Origin of the sequence: Brucella sp. NBRC 14130 (assembly GCF_040371715.1) — a bacterium.
Lineage (GTDB): Bacteria > Pseudomonadota > Alphaproteobacteria > Rhizobiales > Rhizobiaceae > Brucella > Brucella intermedia.
Map to the genome: position 1 here is coordinate 249,679 of NZ_BAABTE010000003.1, position 14,429 is coordinate 264,107.

Below are 14,429 nucleotides of genomic sequence, written 5' to 3' on the forward strand. Positions count from 1 at the left end.
TGCCGCTTTATCTTTTCTTTGGTAATTTTCGTCTACAAACTGACAGTGTGATCCTGAAAGTGCAGGGCCCTTTTCAGGACTGCGTTTGAAATGACAAAGCGCTTTCGGTTCCACTTGTGGAAAACGGCTTTGCCATCCACTGCCAGTTTTTCTGGTGCCCAGGTTGATTTGACGAACGCCACCGCGGCAGGACGGCCCAAGCGGTCCGCGTTCGTGAGGGAGACAGCAATGCTCAAGGAATTCAAGGAATTCGCCCTGAAGGGCAATATGGTCGATCTGGCCATCGGTGTTATCATCGGCGGGGCGTTCGGCGGCCTCGTCAACTCCATTGTCAATGACATCATCATGCCGATCATCGGTCTTATCACCGGCGGTATCGACTTTTCGAACATGTTCATACAGCTGGCAGGTGAACCCAAGGCCACGCTGGCAGCTGCCCGTGACGCCGGTGCGACCATCGCCTACGGCAACTTCATCACTCTTCTCATCAACTTCCTTATCATCGCATGGGTATTGTTCCTGGTGGTGAAAGCGATGAACCGCATGAAGAAGAAGGAAGAAGCAAAGCCGGAACCGGAAGCACCCCGCGAAGAGGTTCTGCTGACCGAAATCCGCGATCTTCTGGCAAAGCAGAAAGCCTGATTGACCAGGAACTGATGAATGAAACGGGGCCTTTTGGCCCCGTTTCTTTTGATCCATAAATGCGTTTGATCAGACCATCACAAAAAGCCGCGTGATTTCGCTACCGGGCCTTGATAAGCACGAAGTCAAAATCCAGATCCAACGCGGGGAAATCATGACGCTCATCGCCAATCTTCGTCGGGAAGCAGCCCAGTCACCGGAAAGCGGGATTGTGGCGGTCGCCAATCATGGGCGCGGACGCGAAGGACTTATTCCGCTGTGGGTAGGCGAGGGCGATCTTTCTACACCGGATTTCATTCGCGCCGCGGCCCAGAAAGGCATTTCTGACGGAGAGACCTTCTATACCTGGCAGGCAGGCATACCGGAGTTGCGGGAAGCGCTGGCTCGCTATCATGCGCGGCATTTTCCACTGGCTCTAAAGCCCGAGAATTTCTATGTCACCGGTTCGGGGATGCATGCCATCGAAATGGCGCTGACAGCAACCGTTGGAGCAGGTGAAGAAGCAATCTATCTCTCCCCGGCCTGGCCCAATTTTGTCGGTGCGGCTGGTCTTGCTGGCGTCACGCCGGTCCCGGTCGAACTGGAATTCGGGGACAACGGCTGGATGCTTGATCCGGAGAAGATTGCAGCCGCCATCACACCCCGCACAAAGGCCCTATTCGTCAATACCCCAGCCAATCCCACCGGCTGGACGGCGGATCGGGAAACTTTGCAATTCATTCTTGATCTGACGCGCAAACAGGGCCTCTGGATCATCGCCGACGAGATTTATACCCACTTCTATTATGGCGGCGGTCGTGCTCCCTCCTTCATGGATATTATGGAGCCGGATGACCGCATCATCTTTGTCAATTCCTTCTCCAAAAACTGGGCAATGACGGGCTGGCGTATTGGTTGGATGACTGTGCACCCGTCGCTGGGACCGGTTATTGAAAACCTGATCCAGTATTCGAATTCGGGCGTTGCGCAATTCATGCAGCGTGGCGCCGTTACGGCTCTCGATGAGGGCGACGCCTTCATTTCGATGCAGGTCGAGCGCGCCCGTTCCACGCGCGATAGCCTGTGCGCTGCGTTATTGGCGACAGGCAAAGTTCTCCTCACTCCTCCACAGGGTGCATTTTATCTGTTCTTCGGCGTGGACGGCGTCGAGGATTCGGTCAAGGCAGCTATCGACATGGTGGACAATGCCAATGTTGGCCTGGCGCCAGGCAGCGCATTTGGCCTTGGTGGCGAAGGGTTCTTCCGACTTTGCTTCTGCCGCGACCCAGAACAGGTGGAAGAGGCCGCAAGGCGGCTTGGGCACTGGATCGAAAAGCGTTGAACTCATCGCTTCCTGGTTGAAGGGCGGGGGCTGCGGCCTGCCGCCACCTTCATCAGGCGCTGGAAGGTCGGGCACTCCATATGGCTTTTAGCGGGACAGGTCGCTGCGTGGCGCAGCCCGTCTCGAAGTGCCGCAAGATGGGCGATTGTACGGTCGAGATCATCCGCCTTCGCAGACAGGGTTTCGCGACTGATCGAAACCTGGCCGTCGGGGCCGAACATGCCCGCAATGTCATCGAGCGAAAAACCAGCCGCCTGTCCGAGGGCGATCAGGGATAGCTTGGTCACAACGCCGGGATCAAAAACGCGGCGCAAGCCCCGTCGGCTGTGTGAGGCGATCAGCCCCCTTTCTTCATAGTATCGCAGGGTTGACGCGGGAATGCCCGTCACTTTCGCAACTTCAGCAATGTCCATATCTTTCATATTGACCTCAAGTCGGCTTTAACTTGTATGGTCCGCCTTTTCAATAATCCACGCAAGTGGAAAGGAAAGGTAAATGCTTGTTTTGCAGATCGTTTTCATCGGAATGGGAGCGACACTCATAACGGATATCTGGACGATGGCGAGAGTGCGGCTGTTCGGCGTTGCGAGCCTGGATTATGGGCTGGTGGGACGCTGGTTCGGTCATATGCTGGAAGGGCGCTTCGTGCACGAGCGGATCACCGCCAGCCCGCCAGTCCGAGGAGAGAAACTTCTTGGCTGGGGTGTTCATTACGCCATCGGCGTGCTGTTTGCGGCTGGTCTGGTTGCTGCTGGCGGGCTTGAGTGGATGGCATCGCCGAAGCTCCTGCCCGCGCTTGCCTTCGGATTGTTAACCGTTGCTGCTCCATTCCTTGTCATGCAGCCTGGCATGGGAGCGGGGATCGCCGCACGAAAGACGCCGAAGCCCTGGGCCGCCCGGGTATGGAGTATAGTGACGCATCTGTGGTTCGGAGCGGGGCTCTATCTTGCGGCTCTCGCGGCCACGCTCATCTTCTGAGACAGCAAAAAGGCCGGTTGAACCGGCCTTTTGTTCCAACGATCATGCTTGTCAACCGCCGGCCTTGGAGACCATCAGCGGAATGATCCGCTCGGAACTGGCGGGCTGCGAGACGGTGGGTTCGGCGTAGGGGATGCCGAGCGTGTTCCACACTTCCAGAAGTGCCTCCTTGAGACCGTCGATCAAGGCGTCATCATGCAGGGGCGACGGCGTGATGCGCAATCTTTCAGTGCCGCGCGGAACGGTCGGATAGTTGATCGGCTGGATATAGATGCCATGCACTTCAAGCAGGCGGTCGCTGGCCTTTTTGCAAAGCTCGGGATCGCCTACCAGAATGGGCACGATGTGGGTTTCCGACGACATGACGGGCAAACCGGCAGCCGAAAGTACATCCTTGGCGCGCCGCGCCTGACGCTGCTGACCGTCGCGCTCCACCTGCGAGGTCTTCAGGTGCCGGATCGCAGCCGTCGCGGCTGCAGCGACTGCCGGGGGCAGGGAAGTGGTGAAGATGAAGCCCGGTGCGTAGGAGCGCACCGCATCGACAATCGCACGCGAGCCGGTAATGTAACCGCCGAGCGCGCCGAAAGCCTTGGCAAGCGTGCCCTCGATGATATCGATGCGATGTGCAAGGCCATCGCGTTCGGTAATGCCGCCACCGCGTGCGCCATACATGCCGACCGCATGAACTTCATCGATATAGGTCATGGCATTATATTTATCGGCCAGATCGGCGATCTTCTCGATCGGCGCGATATCGCCGTCCATGGAATAGACGGATTCGAACACGATCAGCTTTGCGCGCGCAGGATCGGCAGCCTTCAGCAGCTGTTCCAGATGTTCGACGTCATTGTGACGGAAAATCTTCTTCTCCGCACCCGAGCGGCGCACGCCCTCGATCATCGAAGCATGGTTCAACTCGTCAGACAGGATCAGGCAGTTCGGCAGCAATCGGGCAATCGTGGAAATCGAGGCTTCGTTGGAGACAAAGCCCGATGTGAAAACGAGTCCGGCTTCCTTGCCGTGCAAATCAGCGAGTTCGTTTTCCAGTTCGACGAGCGGGTGATTATTGCCGGAAATATTGCGCGTGCCGCCGGAACCTGAGCCAGCATTACCTGCTGTGTCGCACATAGCCTTGATGACATCGGCATGGTGGCCCATGCCAAGATAGTCATTCGAACACCAGACGGTGATTTCGCGGGCAGTGCCATTGTTGCGCCAGATAGCTCGGGGGAAACGTCCGACAATACGTTCAAGATCTGCAAAAACGCGGTAACGCTTCTCGGCGTGCAACTGGTCGATCGCTTCTTCGAAAAAACGGCGATAGTCCATAATGCGCTCCTTAGTCTGTGCCCTAGTTAGCGCTTTTGGCACTTGCCGTCCATGGCGCATTGATGGGCAATTTGCCACGTTTGAATGAAGCAGCATTGATTGAAATCAAGCAAGTAGGCTCGACACTGGCAATAATGACAACCATTGTTCATCACGAACCATATCGGAATATCGCGCAGAGTGATTGGTTTCGACGCAGAGTTGCTTGAATAAGTAGCCAAAAATCGCCAGCTGTTTCCAGCATCCAACACAAAACGCGGCATTTGCATGAAATCAACGCGCTCGGCGATGAACTATCCAGCCTCAAACACTGGCGATTGGAACGCCTATTGGGGCGCTTCCCCGATGCGACATTTGCGATTGCTATGGCGTCATCTGCAGCTTTCGGTTCCAAACCGAAAAAACAAGGCAAATCTTGTCGCCACAGCTGGTAGCTTCCAGACTTTGAAGCCCGATGATCTGCCGCTCGTTTGCGTGGTGCGCAATGCAGCAGCCTACATCAAATCCTTTTTGCGCTATTATCGCGAGATGGGTATTACGCGCTTCATCGTCGTTGACGACCGGTCCGACGATGGGACGGCTGAAATATTATCCAGCGCCCCTGATGTGGATCTGTACTCCTCGAGCATTCGTTATGCAGAGGCCGACCGCGGCCGTGTCTGGCGCGATGCTTTGTTCAATCTGTATGGGCGCGGACGCTGGTATCTGTCTGTCGATGCCGATGAGTTCTTCGTGTTTCCAAGAATGGAGCAGCGGAATATCCGCTCGTTTATCGAGGAACTGGAGCAGAATGGAATTCGCCGATGCCTGGCGCCGATGATCGATATGTATCCCGGCGGTTTGCTGCGCGAAGGGGTTTTTGTCGATGATGGGACCAGATATCCATTCGAGGTGTCCTCACATTTCGATGGTGACGGCTATACGGTGACACCGGAAAAGTTTGGCGTAGCTGTGCGTGGTGGACCGCGTTTGCGCCTGTTCGGGCGCAGCATGCGCCTTTCAAAATTCCCGCTGATTTGGGTCGACGGGAAAACGGATTATCGCCGAGGCAGCATTCACGGGCCGGGACCGTGTTTCCGTAATTTTCTACCCGCTACCGGGGCTCTTCTCCATTATCGGTTTTCATCGCTCTCGGTCAGTGAATTCAAACGTATTGCCTCGGAAAAGAGCCATGCGGGCGGGGCCGAGCATTACAGAGCAATCGTTGAAAACGAGCGTTTTTCGGATGACCTGTCACTCGTTTATGAGGGCTCGTTGCAATACACAGGCCCTGCCGGTCTCGTTGAACGTGGCTTCATGGCCGATTTGCGAGATATAAAGCCGGCGGCGGGACCGAAGTGCCGCATTAGCGCGTAAAGGTCTTACGCAAGAACTGCAGCAACATATCATTGCGCCTGATCGTAAGGCGCGGAATGCCGAACGGATCGTCAGTTGGTCTTGCGCGGCGTTTTTCCGTCGTCGTCGCGTTTGTATAACCTGCCGCTTCGACGATCTTGCGTGTCGCTGCGTTTTCTCCACCGTAAGGATAGGCGAAAGACGTGACTTCGCTGCCGAGCACGTCCTCGATCCTTGTCCGCGATTGGTGAATTTGCGCTATGGCGTCCTTTTCGCTCGCGTCCGGAAGGAAGATATGGTCGAGCGTATGCGAACCAACTTCATGCCCGAGCTCTGCCCATTCTCGCAATTCCGCAACGCTCATGCAGGTGGCGTGTGCAACGCCGCTCTTCTGATCCCAAAGATTGAAACCGCCAATCTGGTTGGCGACGAAATAGTTTGTGGCGGTGAAGCCGAACTCCTGCAACACGGGCAGGGCGTTGCGGAAGACGTTCTCGAAACCATCATCAAAGGTGATGACAGCAACTTTGCCCTGCTTTTTGCCGTAGATGTAAGGCAGTGCGTCCCGCACCGACAGGCCGCGATAACCCAGCCTTTTCAGCCACGCCATCTGCTGGCGAAAGCGATCCGGATGAACGATCATGCTGCGATAGGGGGTGCGGTGCGTCGGCGGCACGTCAATCTGGTGATAAAGAAGAATCGGAACGGGCACGAGAACCTCAAACAGCTGCGCGCGAGCGCGATTTTATCTTCCAGCGATAGAGCGGGCGCAAGATTTCGCGCTTCAGCTTGTCTGGCAGGGAACGTGATTTCTGAATCGTGCTGCCGCCCAGCTGCACCGATATTTCTTTTACGCCGCCCGGAAGGACGGACAGCGGTTTCAGCCCGGTTACCCAGTTCATTTGCGCGGTGGTGTCGACAGGGCGGTCGAAGACTTCGGTTGCCGAGAGCAGCCGTTGCGCGGCTTCCCGCCCGACAAGCTGCGCCACCATGCCGAGGCCGACCGGCACCGGCTCGATGATGCGTACCCCTTCCGTCGTCAGAACCACCCGGCCGCTTTCCCGCTCGCGAAAGGGAAAGCGGATAAAACTGTCGGCTTTGAGAAGCTGGCATGCGGCGGAATAGGCTGCGGCAAATTCCGGCGTCAGTTCCACATCATCTTCCAGCACCAGGCCTGCCTCCAACCCTTGATCGACAATAGCCTGCCAGGCCTTCCGGTGCGAAAGGAAGCAGGCAATTTCATTGGTGCTGAGTTGAAATGGATAGCGGGGCTTGTGTGCCGACCGCCGATAGACACGGCTGATCGTTTGCGTATCGAGCGTGCGGCCGTCGACAGCGTTGACGACGTCTGTTTCAATCGGCAGCTTTCGAATAAGCTCTTCGACCTGGGGCTGGCGGTCGGTGGCGCGCTCCAGATGGATGATGAAAGCCTTGACGGCCCTCTGCGGGCCGTCACTCGCGGTAATGTCAGGACGCGTTTCGTTCATGGTCCCTATTTACCTTGGAACACATGGAAAAGCTCCAGGAATTTTGCAGATCAGACAGGCTGCCAGCCTGGTTCGACACGATCGGCTTCCGCCCGCCACAAATCGGCGTAGTCGACATTCTGCCAGTCCTTGAACCACGGCCCGCCGCGCGTGTAATGGACGACTTTCGGCAGTCCGGTTTCCGGCTTCTCGTTCCAGCCTTCAAGCCAGTTGTAATCCGTCGGCAACGCACCGATTTCATCGTCGGCGGCCCACTGCATACGGTGCAGATAGGCCCCGCTTTCGCGGTTGACCAGTTCGGGCGTCAGCTTGCGCGTCGAAGGATGCTCGCAGTTGAACAGCATGCAGGAAGACCAGTTCTTGCGCGGATAGCTGGTCTGCACCTTGCCATCCATCTTCACGCTGTCTTTGGGCTGATAATCGTGCTGAACGCAATAAACGGCTTTCGAAGGATCGTTATAGGATTGAAGGCCAGCAATATCGCCGAGGAAAAGGAAGTCGCAATCGCAAAAAAGTGCCCAGCCCTTGTAGCCCGCAAGCCATGGCGTGAAAAAACGCGAATAGGTAAACTCAGTCGACGCCAGGGGGTCGACTTCTCGCGTGTAGGCTCCCTGTTCCACAAGATCCTGCAGCTTGATCGGCACGATTTCCAACGGAATAGAAGAATGTTTCAACGCCGATGCTTTGGCGACGTCGTATGCGATGGGCTCGCGAGAATCCCACCCGATGAAAATGCGCAACGGTTCACTCATTCATATGCTCCTTTAAAGCGATTGCCTCGTGATCGTTCTCACGCCTTCTGCCGAAAATCATAGGTATGTGCAGCGTCATTGAATAAGGCTGATACGCCCGGACTTTACCTTTTGCTCAACCCAGCTGCGCTCATCCCCCCAGGTGTGACGTTTCCATCCTTCCCAGGTGAAGCCGCAGATTTTCACGTCCCAGCTTTCCTGCGGGCACTTTTCGAGCATGTACCAGATGCCAAAAAAACCAGTACTTGGAAAGACTTTGCTTATGTTCTCTTCGGTTACGCCCAGCTCTTTGCACCCGGCCAGATAGAACTGGGGCGGCATTATCCGGATTTCCTTGCCGGCAGAACCGACAACCTCAATGGTCTGCATGGTCCAGTCACCGCGCCGTCCCTTGAGGCGGGAAAGGAAATTCGGGCGGGGGTGGTATTTGCGGATGATGCTGGGATGATAGGCCAGCATCACTTCCTTGGCTGCCTTGAAGGTCGGTGTCTGTACGAAGCCCGGATCGCGCAGACGCCGCTGCATGGGCTTGCTGGAGGTTGCCAGCATCAGGAGATCCGTCCGGGTGCCACTCATGCCGATAGATTGTTTGGGTTCATTGAAACGGACAACAAAATCCGCTGCATCCACTTCGGCAGAAAGATCGCGCGGCAAAGGCGCGTTGCCGACGATGATCAAGGTCTTTTTCATGCACTCCAACTCAAAATAGAACGAACCACGGCCGACTGCGAAATAGCGGGCATCTCTAAACCAGAATTACATAATGAATACGATATTTGGAGACTATTTCTCGGAAGAAATTGAAATCCGGTGGAAATGCTGGGATTTCGCTGCGATCACGGCTGCCATGCAGGAAATGCACTTCTCAAACGGCACAGGAAGGCGGAAGCTCACATTCGGGAGGAAGATAATAAAAGGGGATACCACAATGAATCTTCGTACCCACTTCCATCGCTGGATGCAATATCGCGAAAACGTTCGCGAACTCAGCGGCTGCACAGACCGCGAGCTTTCCGATCTGGGGCTTTCCCGTACAGATATTCATCGCGTTGCTCGCGAAGCCGCTTTCGCGTGAACGTGTCAGGGTCGTTGTTCTTTTGGAAGCGCGACCCTGAACCGATCCGCAGGAAACCTCCAAAACCTACACATCGCCCGGTTTCTTGAAACGGATGTGAATGTTGTCACTTGCGAGATCGAAGCCAGCATAGTTGCGCTGAAAGGCAATGAGCGCATCATTGACGCCCTTTGAATAATCGTCTTCCTGCACGTCGATATGGTGCCGGTAGAGTATTCTGTCGTCCTTATAGAATATAACCTGACCTTCCATCATAGCCTCCTTCTGATGACGCGCAGAGCAGAAATCCGTCGGCGGTTTCAGGCGTCATGCGCTTTGAAACAGGTGGGTAGAGCAATATTCTACACATGGGCCTATGGCTGAAGTGGTGCCGAAGGCCTTATCCAGTCGGTATGTCTATTTGAGATAGGCGATATGGCGGGTGTTTCAAGATGATGCAGCGCCGGTTCGGGCTTTGCTGAGCTCAAGCCATGCACGAGCGGCGTGAGACAGGAATGCACCTTTTCGCCAGATCAACGCCAGATGCCAACTCACGTCCGCGCCTTTGATCTTGTGAATGCGCACGCCGGGGTGATGCCGCTGTTCCGCGATCATTTTCGGCAGAAAGCCGATCCCCATGCCCGCTGCCACCAGTTCCACGATGAAGTCGATCTGGCTGGAACGGACCGCCACGTTCGGAGAGAATCCATGCGAACGACATGCATCGAGGATGATATGATTGAGGGCAAAGCCGCTCTCGAAAAGAATGAAAGGCAGGCTGGCGATATCGCGCAGCGAAACGCCGTCGCCCTGTGCCTTCGCGTGATCGGTCGGGAGCAGCGCCACGACCGGTTCGCATCGCACATCCTGCCATTCGAAACTGTCTCCAACCGGCAGAAGCGAAGCCGCGAGTTCCACATCGCCCGCCAGCAGCAGTTCCTCCAGCCTTCTGCTGCCGTGCTCGACCAGTTGAATGTCGATCTGCGGATAAAGCTTCGTATAGGCTGCGAAAACGGGCGCAAAAAGCACGCTGGAGCCGATGGGCGGCAGCCCGAGCCTCAGGAGGCCGCGCTTGAGGCCGCGCAGTTCATTGAGCTCCGCCAACATGTCGTCCTTTTCCGCCAGCATCGCGAGCGCGCGACGGAAGACGATCTCGCCCGCCGCAGTGAGCCGCGAAGGCGAAACTTCACGATCAAGCAGGATCAGTCCCAATTCGTCCTCAAGCTGCCTGACCGCCTTGCTGACGGTCGATTGGGTCGCGTTGATGGCTTTTGCGGCAGCGGAAAAGCCGCCCTGCCGCACCACTTCGACAAAAGCCTGAAAGCTGCGCAAATTCATGAGCCATTCTATTACGGAATAGCTGCAATGAAATCAATTCATTTCTAGAATAGCGCCTCCCAGCCTATATTCATCAATGAAAATGCCTCGGTTCCTATTGGAAAAGCACATGAACGCCCACAGCCTCTTGATCCGGTTTCGTTACGCATTGCATCACAGCCGCCTGATGCAGATCGCGACGCTGGTTGGCTTCTGGCTGGCGGGTGAGTTCTTCGTTCGCTTGGTCGGCCTCCCGCTTCCTGGTGGCATTGTCGGCATGGCGCTGGTGCTGGCTCTCCTTCTGAGCGGGCGCATCAGCCTCTTCAGCATGAAGCGCGGGGCGGAGTGGTTCCTCGCGGAGATGCTGCTCTTTTTCGTTCCTGCGGTTCTTGCGGTCCTCGAGCATCAGGAATTGATAGGCCTGCTCGGCCTCAAGATCATGGCCGTGATTTTGCTGGGCACGTTGACGGTGATGAGCGTCACCGCATTGACGGTCGACCTCTGCTACCGGTGGAGCCTGCGTTATGTCGCTAAGTAACCCGCTTGTAGCGACGCTTTTCTGGTCCGCCGCAACGATCCTGCTTTATCTCGCCGCCAAGCGCGTCTATCGCCGTTTTCCCCTGTGGTGGCTGACGCCGCTTGCCGTCACGCCCCTGTTGCTGATGGCGCTCGTCATCGGGCTCAACCAGAACTATCGCGGCTATTTTAGCGCCACCCACTGGCTGGTCGCACTGTTGGGACCTGCAACTGTTGCCTTTGCAATCCCGATCTATCAGCAGCGTGCCACGATCCGCCGCTATTGGCCGGTGCTTCTGGCAGGCGTGGTGGTGGGAAGTTCGTCGGCAATGGCTTCCGCATGGGGACTGGCACATCTGTTGGGACTCAACGAAGCTATCAGCCTCAGCCTGATGCCCCGCTCGATGAGTACGCCATTTGCGATGACGGTTTCTGGCGACATTGGCGGCACGCCGGATCTGACTGCCATCTTTGTGGTGCTCACGGGCGTGTTTGGCGCGGCGATGGGCGAAGTCATGCTCAACTGGCTGCCCATCCGCTCGGCGCTGGCACGCGGTGCCCTTTTCGGCATGGGCGCCCACGGCGCCGGTGTTGCGAAGGCGCATCAGATCGGCAGCGAGGAAGGTTCCATTGCCGGGCTGGTCATGGTGCTTGTAGGGCTGGTGAATGTGCTGGCCGCGCCTCTGATCGCTCACTTTCTATAAGTGCCTGGAAATCGGCGTTTTATCTGCGTGAGCGTTTTCGTAAAAGCAATTGGTTAGAGTGGTTTTGAACGGACCTGTGAAAACAGAACCGCTCCAGCGGGCCTGCCTTTTTCTTGAGCGTCAACGTCTTTGCATAACTGATATGCATTAATGGTCGTTGCTGCTGAGGGAGGTGCCGGGTAAACATCTCTTCATCGAGTTCACTCCTCCTCCCAGAACTCGATAAGGAATACGGCACTCCTCCTCCCAAGCCGTATTCAAGATCAGGCCGCGCATCCTCCTCCCGCGCGGCCTTTTTCTTTTTCAGCTTCCCCTATTTGTTCTGATGCGTTGACAATGCGTAACCGCGCGAGCCCATAGGCAAGCCGCGGCCTCTACTCTATTTCTGGTCCAGGTTCTGAAATCGGGAAGAAGCGTCCATGACAAGCGGCATCCACCACATCACCCTCATCACCAGAAAAGTGCAGGCGAATGTCGATTTCTACGTCGGCTTTCTGGGGCTGCGCATCGTCAAGCAGACGGGTGGATTCGAGGATGCCGAGCAGCTCCACCTGTTCTACGGGGATCGTACCGGCACTCCCGGATCGCTGGTCACGTTTCTGGTTTGGGAGGATGGCTCCAGGGGCCGCGTCGGTCATGGACAGGTTGGCGAGATTGCGCTGGCTATAGATCGAACTGCCATCGGTTTCTGGCTGGAACGCGCGCTGCGCTATCATGTGCCGTCCGAAGGGCCGGTGCAGGAGTTCGGCGAACCGGTCCTGCGCCTGCGCGATCCCGACGGAGTGATCGTGAAGCTGGTCGGCTGCGATCTTGCGGCCAATGATGCCTGGGAAAGCGAGGGTATACCCGCCGCTTTCGCGGTCAGGCGCTTGCGGGCGGCGACCGTTCTGTCCGAAACCCCGGAGCAGACTGCCCGTTTCATCGAGCGTCATTTCGGCTTCCGATCGGTGGCCAAAGAAGGCACGATAGAGCGTCTCTTGTCGGATTCGGGCGACGCTATCGATGTGCGCGACGCGGGCGGCTTCTGGCCGGGCATTCCGGGTACCGGCATCGCCGACCATATTGCTTTTCGCGCCGCTGACACAGGTGAAGTGGAAAGGGCGGAGAAGGAGCTTTCAAAGCTGAACTCCAGTGCCGTCAATGTGCACGACCGCAAATATTTCACTTCGCTCTATGTGCGCGAACCGGCCGGAACGCTGTTCGAATTTGCAACCGATGCGCCGGGCTTCACGATAGACGAACCGGTTGAAGAACTGGGGAAATTTCTTTTTGTACCGCCGGGCAATGATGAAAAGGCGGATGCGATCCGCGTACGGATGCCGCAATTCGCTCAGCCGGGCGAGGAGCGAGTGATCTACCGCGACCTGCCTTTCATTCACCGGATACACCAGCCGGAAGATGCCGATGGCAGTACGCTGGTGCTCCTGCACGGCACTGGCGGAAACGAAAATGACCTGATGCCCTTCGCCCGTAAGGTGGCGCCCCGCGCAACCCTTCTGGGCGTGCGTGGACGCAGCACGGAAGAGGGTATCCAGCGCTGGTTCCGCCGCTTTGACCTCAAGCGGTTCGATCAGGCCGATATCCGGTTTGAAGCCGAAGCATTCAAGGCTTTCGTGGAGGGAGCCGTTGCTGCCTATGGCATCGATCCGGACCGGACGGCATTCATCGGGAACTCCAACGGCGCCAACCTGCTGGCCGCATTCATGCGCCTGCATCCGCACGTGGTTCGCACGGCGATCCTTCTGCGCGGGCAGGAAGTTCTGGAAGAACAGCCCGAAGGGGCGGATTTGTCCGATGCTTCGGTGCTTCTGATGAAAGGTGCTTCCGATCCTTTTGGCGACGAGGCCGGAACGCTGGAAAAAGTCCTGCGAGAAGATGGAGCGGCGCTTACCGTCAGCACGGTTGCAGCGGGCCATGCGCTTATCGATGAAGATATCCGCATCGCAAGCGACTGGCTTCGAGACAACATATAAAAAGAGGGCTGCGGAAAATTCCGCAGCCCTTTTACTCCATCAATCAAGCGGTTTCAGATTTCGCTCGATAGCTTCACGCTTTCTTTCAAGGAAAGGCGGAAGCGACAGGCTTTCGCCAAGGCTTTCCAGTGGTTCATCGACCGCGAAGCCGGGGCCGTCCGTGGCGATTTCAAACAGGATGCCGTTCGGCTCGCGGAAGTAGAGTGAGCGGAAATAATAGCGCTCCACCTCGCCGCTTGACGGCATGCGAACGGACCGCAGGCGCTCGACCCATTCCTGCATGCTTTCCTGATCCGGTGTGCGAAATGCGACGTGATGTACGGCGCCTGCACCCTGCCACGCGGTCGGCAGATTCGGCTGTACGGCGACATGCAACTCCGCAGCGGGGCCGCCCGGTCCCATCGAGAAGACATGGACATGGCCTTCGCCATCGGGTGAAGCATAGTCGCCGGTCTGACGCATGTTCATGACCTTTTCCAGGATGATCTGGGTCGGCGCCAGTTCAGGAACGCTGAGCGTGATCGGACCGAGCCCCCTGATCTGCCTTTCCACGGGAACCGGGCTTCGTGCCCAGCTATGCGCTTCACCCGCGCCGCCGTCATCGGTCAGGCGCAGCCGCTGTCCCTCGGGGTCCTCGAAGTTGAGAACGGCGCGTCCCGCAGCTTCGAAAATGTCGCTCGTCTGGACGCCCTTTTCAGTCAGATGCTTTCGCCACCATTCAAGACTTTCGACCCCGTTCACGCGCAAGCCGGTGCGTGCGACGCTATTGGTGCCGCGCTGTTCGCGCTGTACCGGCCAGTCGAAAAAGGTGATGTCGGTACCGGGTGAAGCCAGCCCGTCCGCATAGAACAGGTGGTAGGCGCTGGTGTCGTCCTGGTTGACGGTCTTCTTGACGAGCCGAAGCCCGAGCGTGTCGGTGTAGAAGCGCCGGTTGCCGGGCGCATCGGCGGTAATGGCTGTCAGATGGTGCAGCCCTGTCAGTTCCAATGCCATATGTGTGCCTCCTTCAGAAACGGAGTTG

At 57.0% G+C, this 14,429-nt stretch carries 17 protein-coding genes; 8 read left to right on the forward strand and 9 right to left on the reverse strand.

Annotation, left to right across the window (positions count from 1 at the left end; translation table 11 throughout):
• Nucleotides 1-228: 228 nt before the first annotated feature.
• A complete protein-coding gene (mscL, locus tag ABWW28_RS07285; protein ID WP_112670603.1) occupies nucleotides 229-642 on the forward strand; it encodes a large conductance mechanosensitive channel protein MscL in 414 nt (137 codons plus the stop codon).
• 154 nt (nucleotides 643-796) lie between these two features.
• Nucleotides 797-1,963, forward strand: coding sequence for a pyridoxal phosphate-dependent aminotransferase (locus ABWW28_RS07290; RefSeq protein WP_112670601.1), 1,167 nt, complete (start codon nucleotides 797-799; stop codon nucleotides 1,961-1,963).
• Nucleotides 1,964-1,965: 2 nt separating this feature from the next.
• Here ABWW28_RS07290 and ABWW28_RS07295 read toward each other — a convergent pair whose 3' ends face one another.
• Nucleotides 1,966-2,385: a helix-turn-helix domain-containing protein gene (locus tag ABWW28_RS07295; protein WP_112670599.1), complete on the reverse strand. Its 420-nt coding sequence runs from the start codon at nucleotides 2,383-2,385 to the stop codon at nucleotides 1,966-1,968.
• Nucleotides 2,386-2,458: 73 nt separating this feature from the next.
• Between ABWW28_RS07295 and ABWW28_RS07300 the strand changes: the two genes are divergently transcribed.
• Nucleotides 2,459-2,941, forward strand: coding sequence for a DUF2938 domain-containing protein (locus ABWW28_RS07300; protein ID WP_112670597.1), 483 nt, complete (start codon nucleotides 2,459-2,461; stop codon nucleotides 2,939-2,941).
• A 51-nt stretch (nucleotides 2,942-2,992) separates the two neighbouring features.
• On the opposite strand, the gene hemA is transcribed toward ABWW28_RS07300, so the two are convergent.
• A complete protein-coding gene (hemA, locus tag ABWW28_RS07305; protein WP_021586241.1) occupies nucleotides 2,993-4,270 on the reverse strand; it encodes a 5-aminolevulinate synthase in 1,278 nt (425 codons plus the stop codon).
• 510 nt (nucleotides 4,271-4,780) lie between these two features.
• On the opposite strand from hemA, the gene ABWW28_RS07310 reads away from it, so the two are divergent.
• A complete protein-coding gene (locus ABWW28_RS07310; RefSeq protein WP_502904576.1) occupies nucleotides 4,781-5,626 on the forward strand; it encodes a glycosyltransferase family 2 protein in 846 nt (281 codons plus the stop codon).
• On the opposite strand, the gene ABWW28_RS07315 is transcribed toward ABWW28_RS07310, so the two are convergent.
• The 4 genes from ABWW28_RS07315 to ABWW28_RS07330 form a co-directional block, all read right to left on the reverse strand.
• Nucleotides 5,616-6,317, reverse strand: a complete 702-nt coding sequence (locus tag ABWW28_RS07315; protein ID WP_112670593.1) for a polysaccharide deacetylase family protein — start codon at nucleotides 6,315-6,317, stop codon at nucleotides 5,616-5,618. The genes ABWW28_RS07310 and ABWW28_RS07315 overlap by 11 nt on opposite strands.
• Nucleotides 6,318-6,324: 7 nt before the next feature.
• Complete coding sequence (locus ABWW28_RS07320; RefSeq protein WP_112670591.1) at nucleotides 6,325-7,092, reverse strand: glycosyltransferase family 25 protein; 768 nt, start codon at nucleotides 7,090-7,092, stop codon at nucleotides 6,325-6,327.
• A gap of 50 nt (nucleotides 7,093-7,142) precedes the next feature.
• The gene (locus ABWW28_RS07325; RefSeq protein ID WP_006466070.1) at nucleotides 7,143-7,844 is read right to left on the reverse strand and encodes a hypothetical protein; all 702 of its coding nucleotides are present in this window, start codon (nucleotides 7,842-7,844) and stop codon (nucleotides 7,143-7,145) included.
• 75 nt (nucleotides 7,845-7,919) lie between these two features.
• Nucleotides 7,920-8,534, reverse strand: a complete 615-nt coding sequence (locus ABWW28_RS07330) for a glycosyltransferase family 29 protein (protein WP_006471050.1) — start codon at nucleotides 8,532-8,534, stop codon at nucleotides 7,920-7,922.
• 238 nt (nucleotides 8,535-8,772) lie between these two features.
• Between ABWW28_RS07330 and ABWW28_RS07335 the strand changes: the two genes are divergently transcribed.
• Nucleotides 8,773-8,919, forward strand: coding sequence for a DUF1127 domain-containing protein (locus tag ABWW28_RS07335; protein ID WP_022568352.1), 147 nt, complete (start codon nucleotides 8,773-8,775; stop codon nucleotides 8,917-8,919).
• Between the two features lie 66 nt (nucleotides 8,920-8,985).
• Here the strand turns inward: ABWW28_RS07335 and ABWW28_RS07340 are convergent, their stop codons facing one another.
• Together ABWW28_RS07340 and ABWW28_RS07345 are read right to left on the reverse strand one after the other, a co-directional pair.
• On the reverse strand, nucleotides 8,986-9,171 hold the full coding sequence (locus ABWW28_RS07340) for a hypothetical protein (protein WP_021586234.1): 186 nt from the start codon (nucleotides 9,169-9,171) through the stop codon (nucleotides 8,986-8,988).
• A gap of 174 nt (nucleotides 9,172-9,345) precedes the next feature.
• Complete coding sequence (locus ABWW28_RS07345) at nucleotides 9,346-10,236, reverse strand: LysR family transcriptional regulator (protein WP_113368602.1); 891 nt, start codon at nucleotides 10,234-10,236, stop codon at nucleotides 9,346-9,348.
• A 109-nt stretch (nucleotides 10,237-10,345) separates the two neighbouring features.
• Between ABWW28_RS07345 and ABWW28_RS07350 the strand changes: the two genes are divergently transcribed.
• The 3 genes from ABWW28_RS07350 to ABWW28_RS07360 all read left to right on the forward strand — a co-directional run bounded on the left by ABWW28_RS07350 (nucleotide 10,346) and on the right by ABWW28_RS07360 (nucleotide 13,408).
• Entirely contained in the window at nucleotides 10,346-10,753 is a 408-nt protein-coding gene (locus tag ABWW28_RS07350; protein ID WP_006466075.1) for a CidA/LrgA family protein, read from the forward strand.
• Nucleotides 10,740-11,435, forward strand: a complete 696-nt coding sequence (locus ABWW28_RS07355) for an LrgB family protein (protein ID WP_006466076.1) — start codon at nucleotides 10,740-10,742, stop codon at nucleotides 11,433-11,435. Before ABWW28_RS07350 ends, ABWW28_RS07355 begins: the two co-directional genes overlap by 14 nt.
• A 419-nt stretch (nucleotides 11,436-11,854) precedes the next feature.
• Entirely contained in the window at nucleotides 11,855-13,408 is a 1,554-nt protein-coding gene (locus ABWW28_RS07360) for a VOC family protein (RefSeq protein ID WP_353390631.1), read from the forward strand.
• 39 nt (nucleotides 13,409-13,447) lie between these two features.
• On the opposite strand, the gene ABWW28_RS07365 is transcribed toward ABWW28_RS07360, so the two are convergent.
• Nucleotides 13,448-14,401: a ring-cleaving dioxygenase gene (locus ABWW28_RS07365; RefSeq protein ID WP_112670582.1), complete on the reverse strand. Its 954-nt coding sequence runs from the start codon at nucleotides 14,399-14,401 to the stop codon at nucleotides 13,448-13,450.
• Between the last annotated feature and the right edge of the window lie 28 nt (nucleotides 14,402-14,429).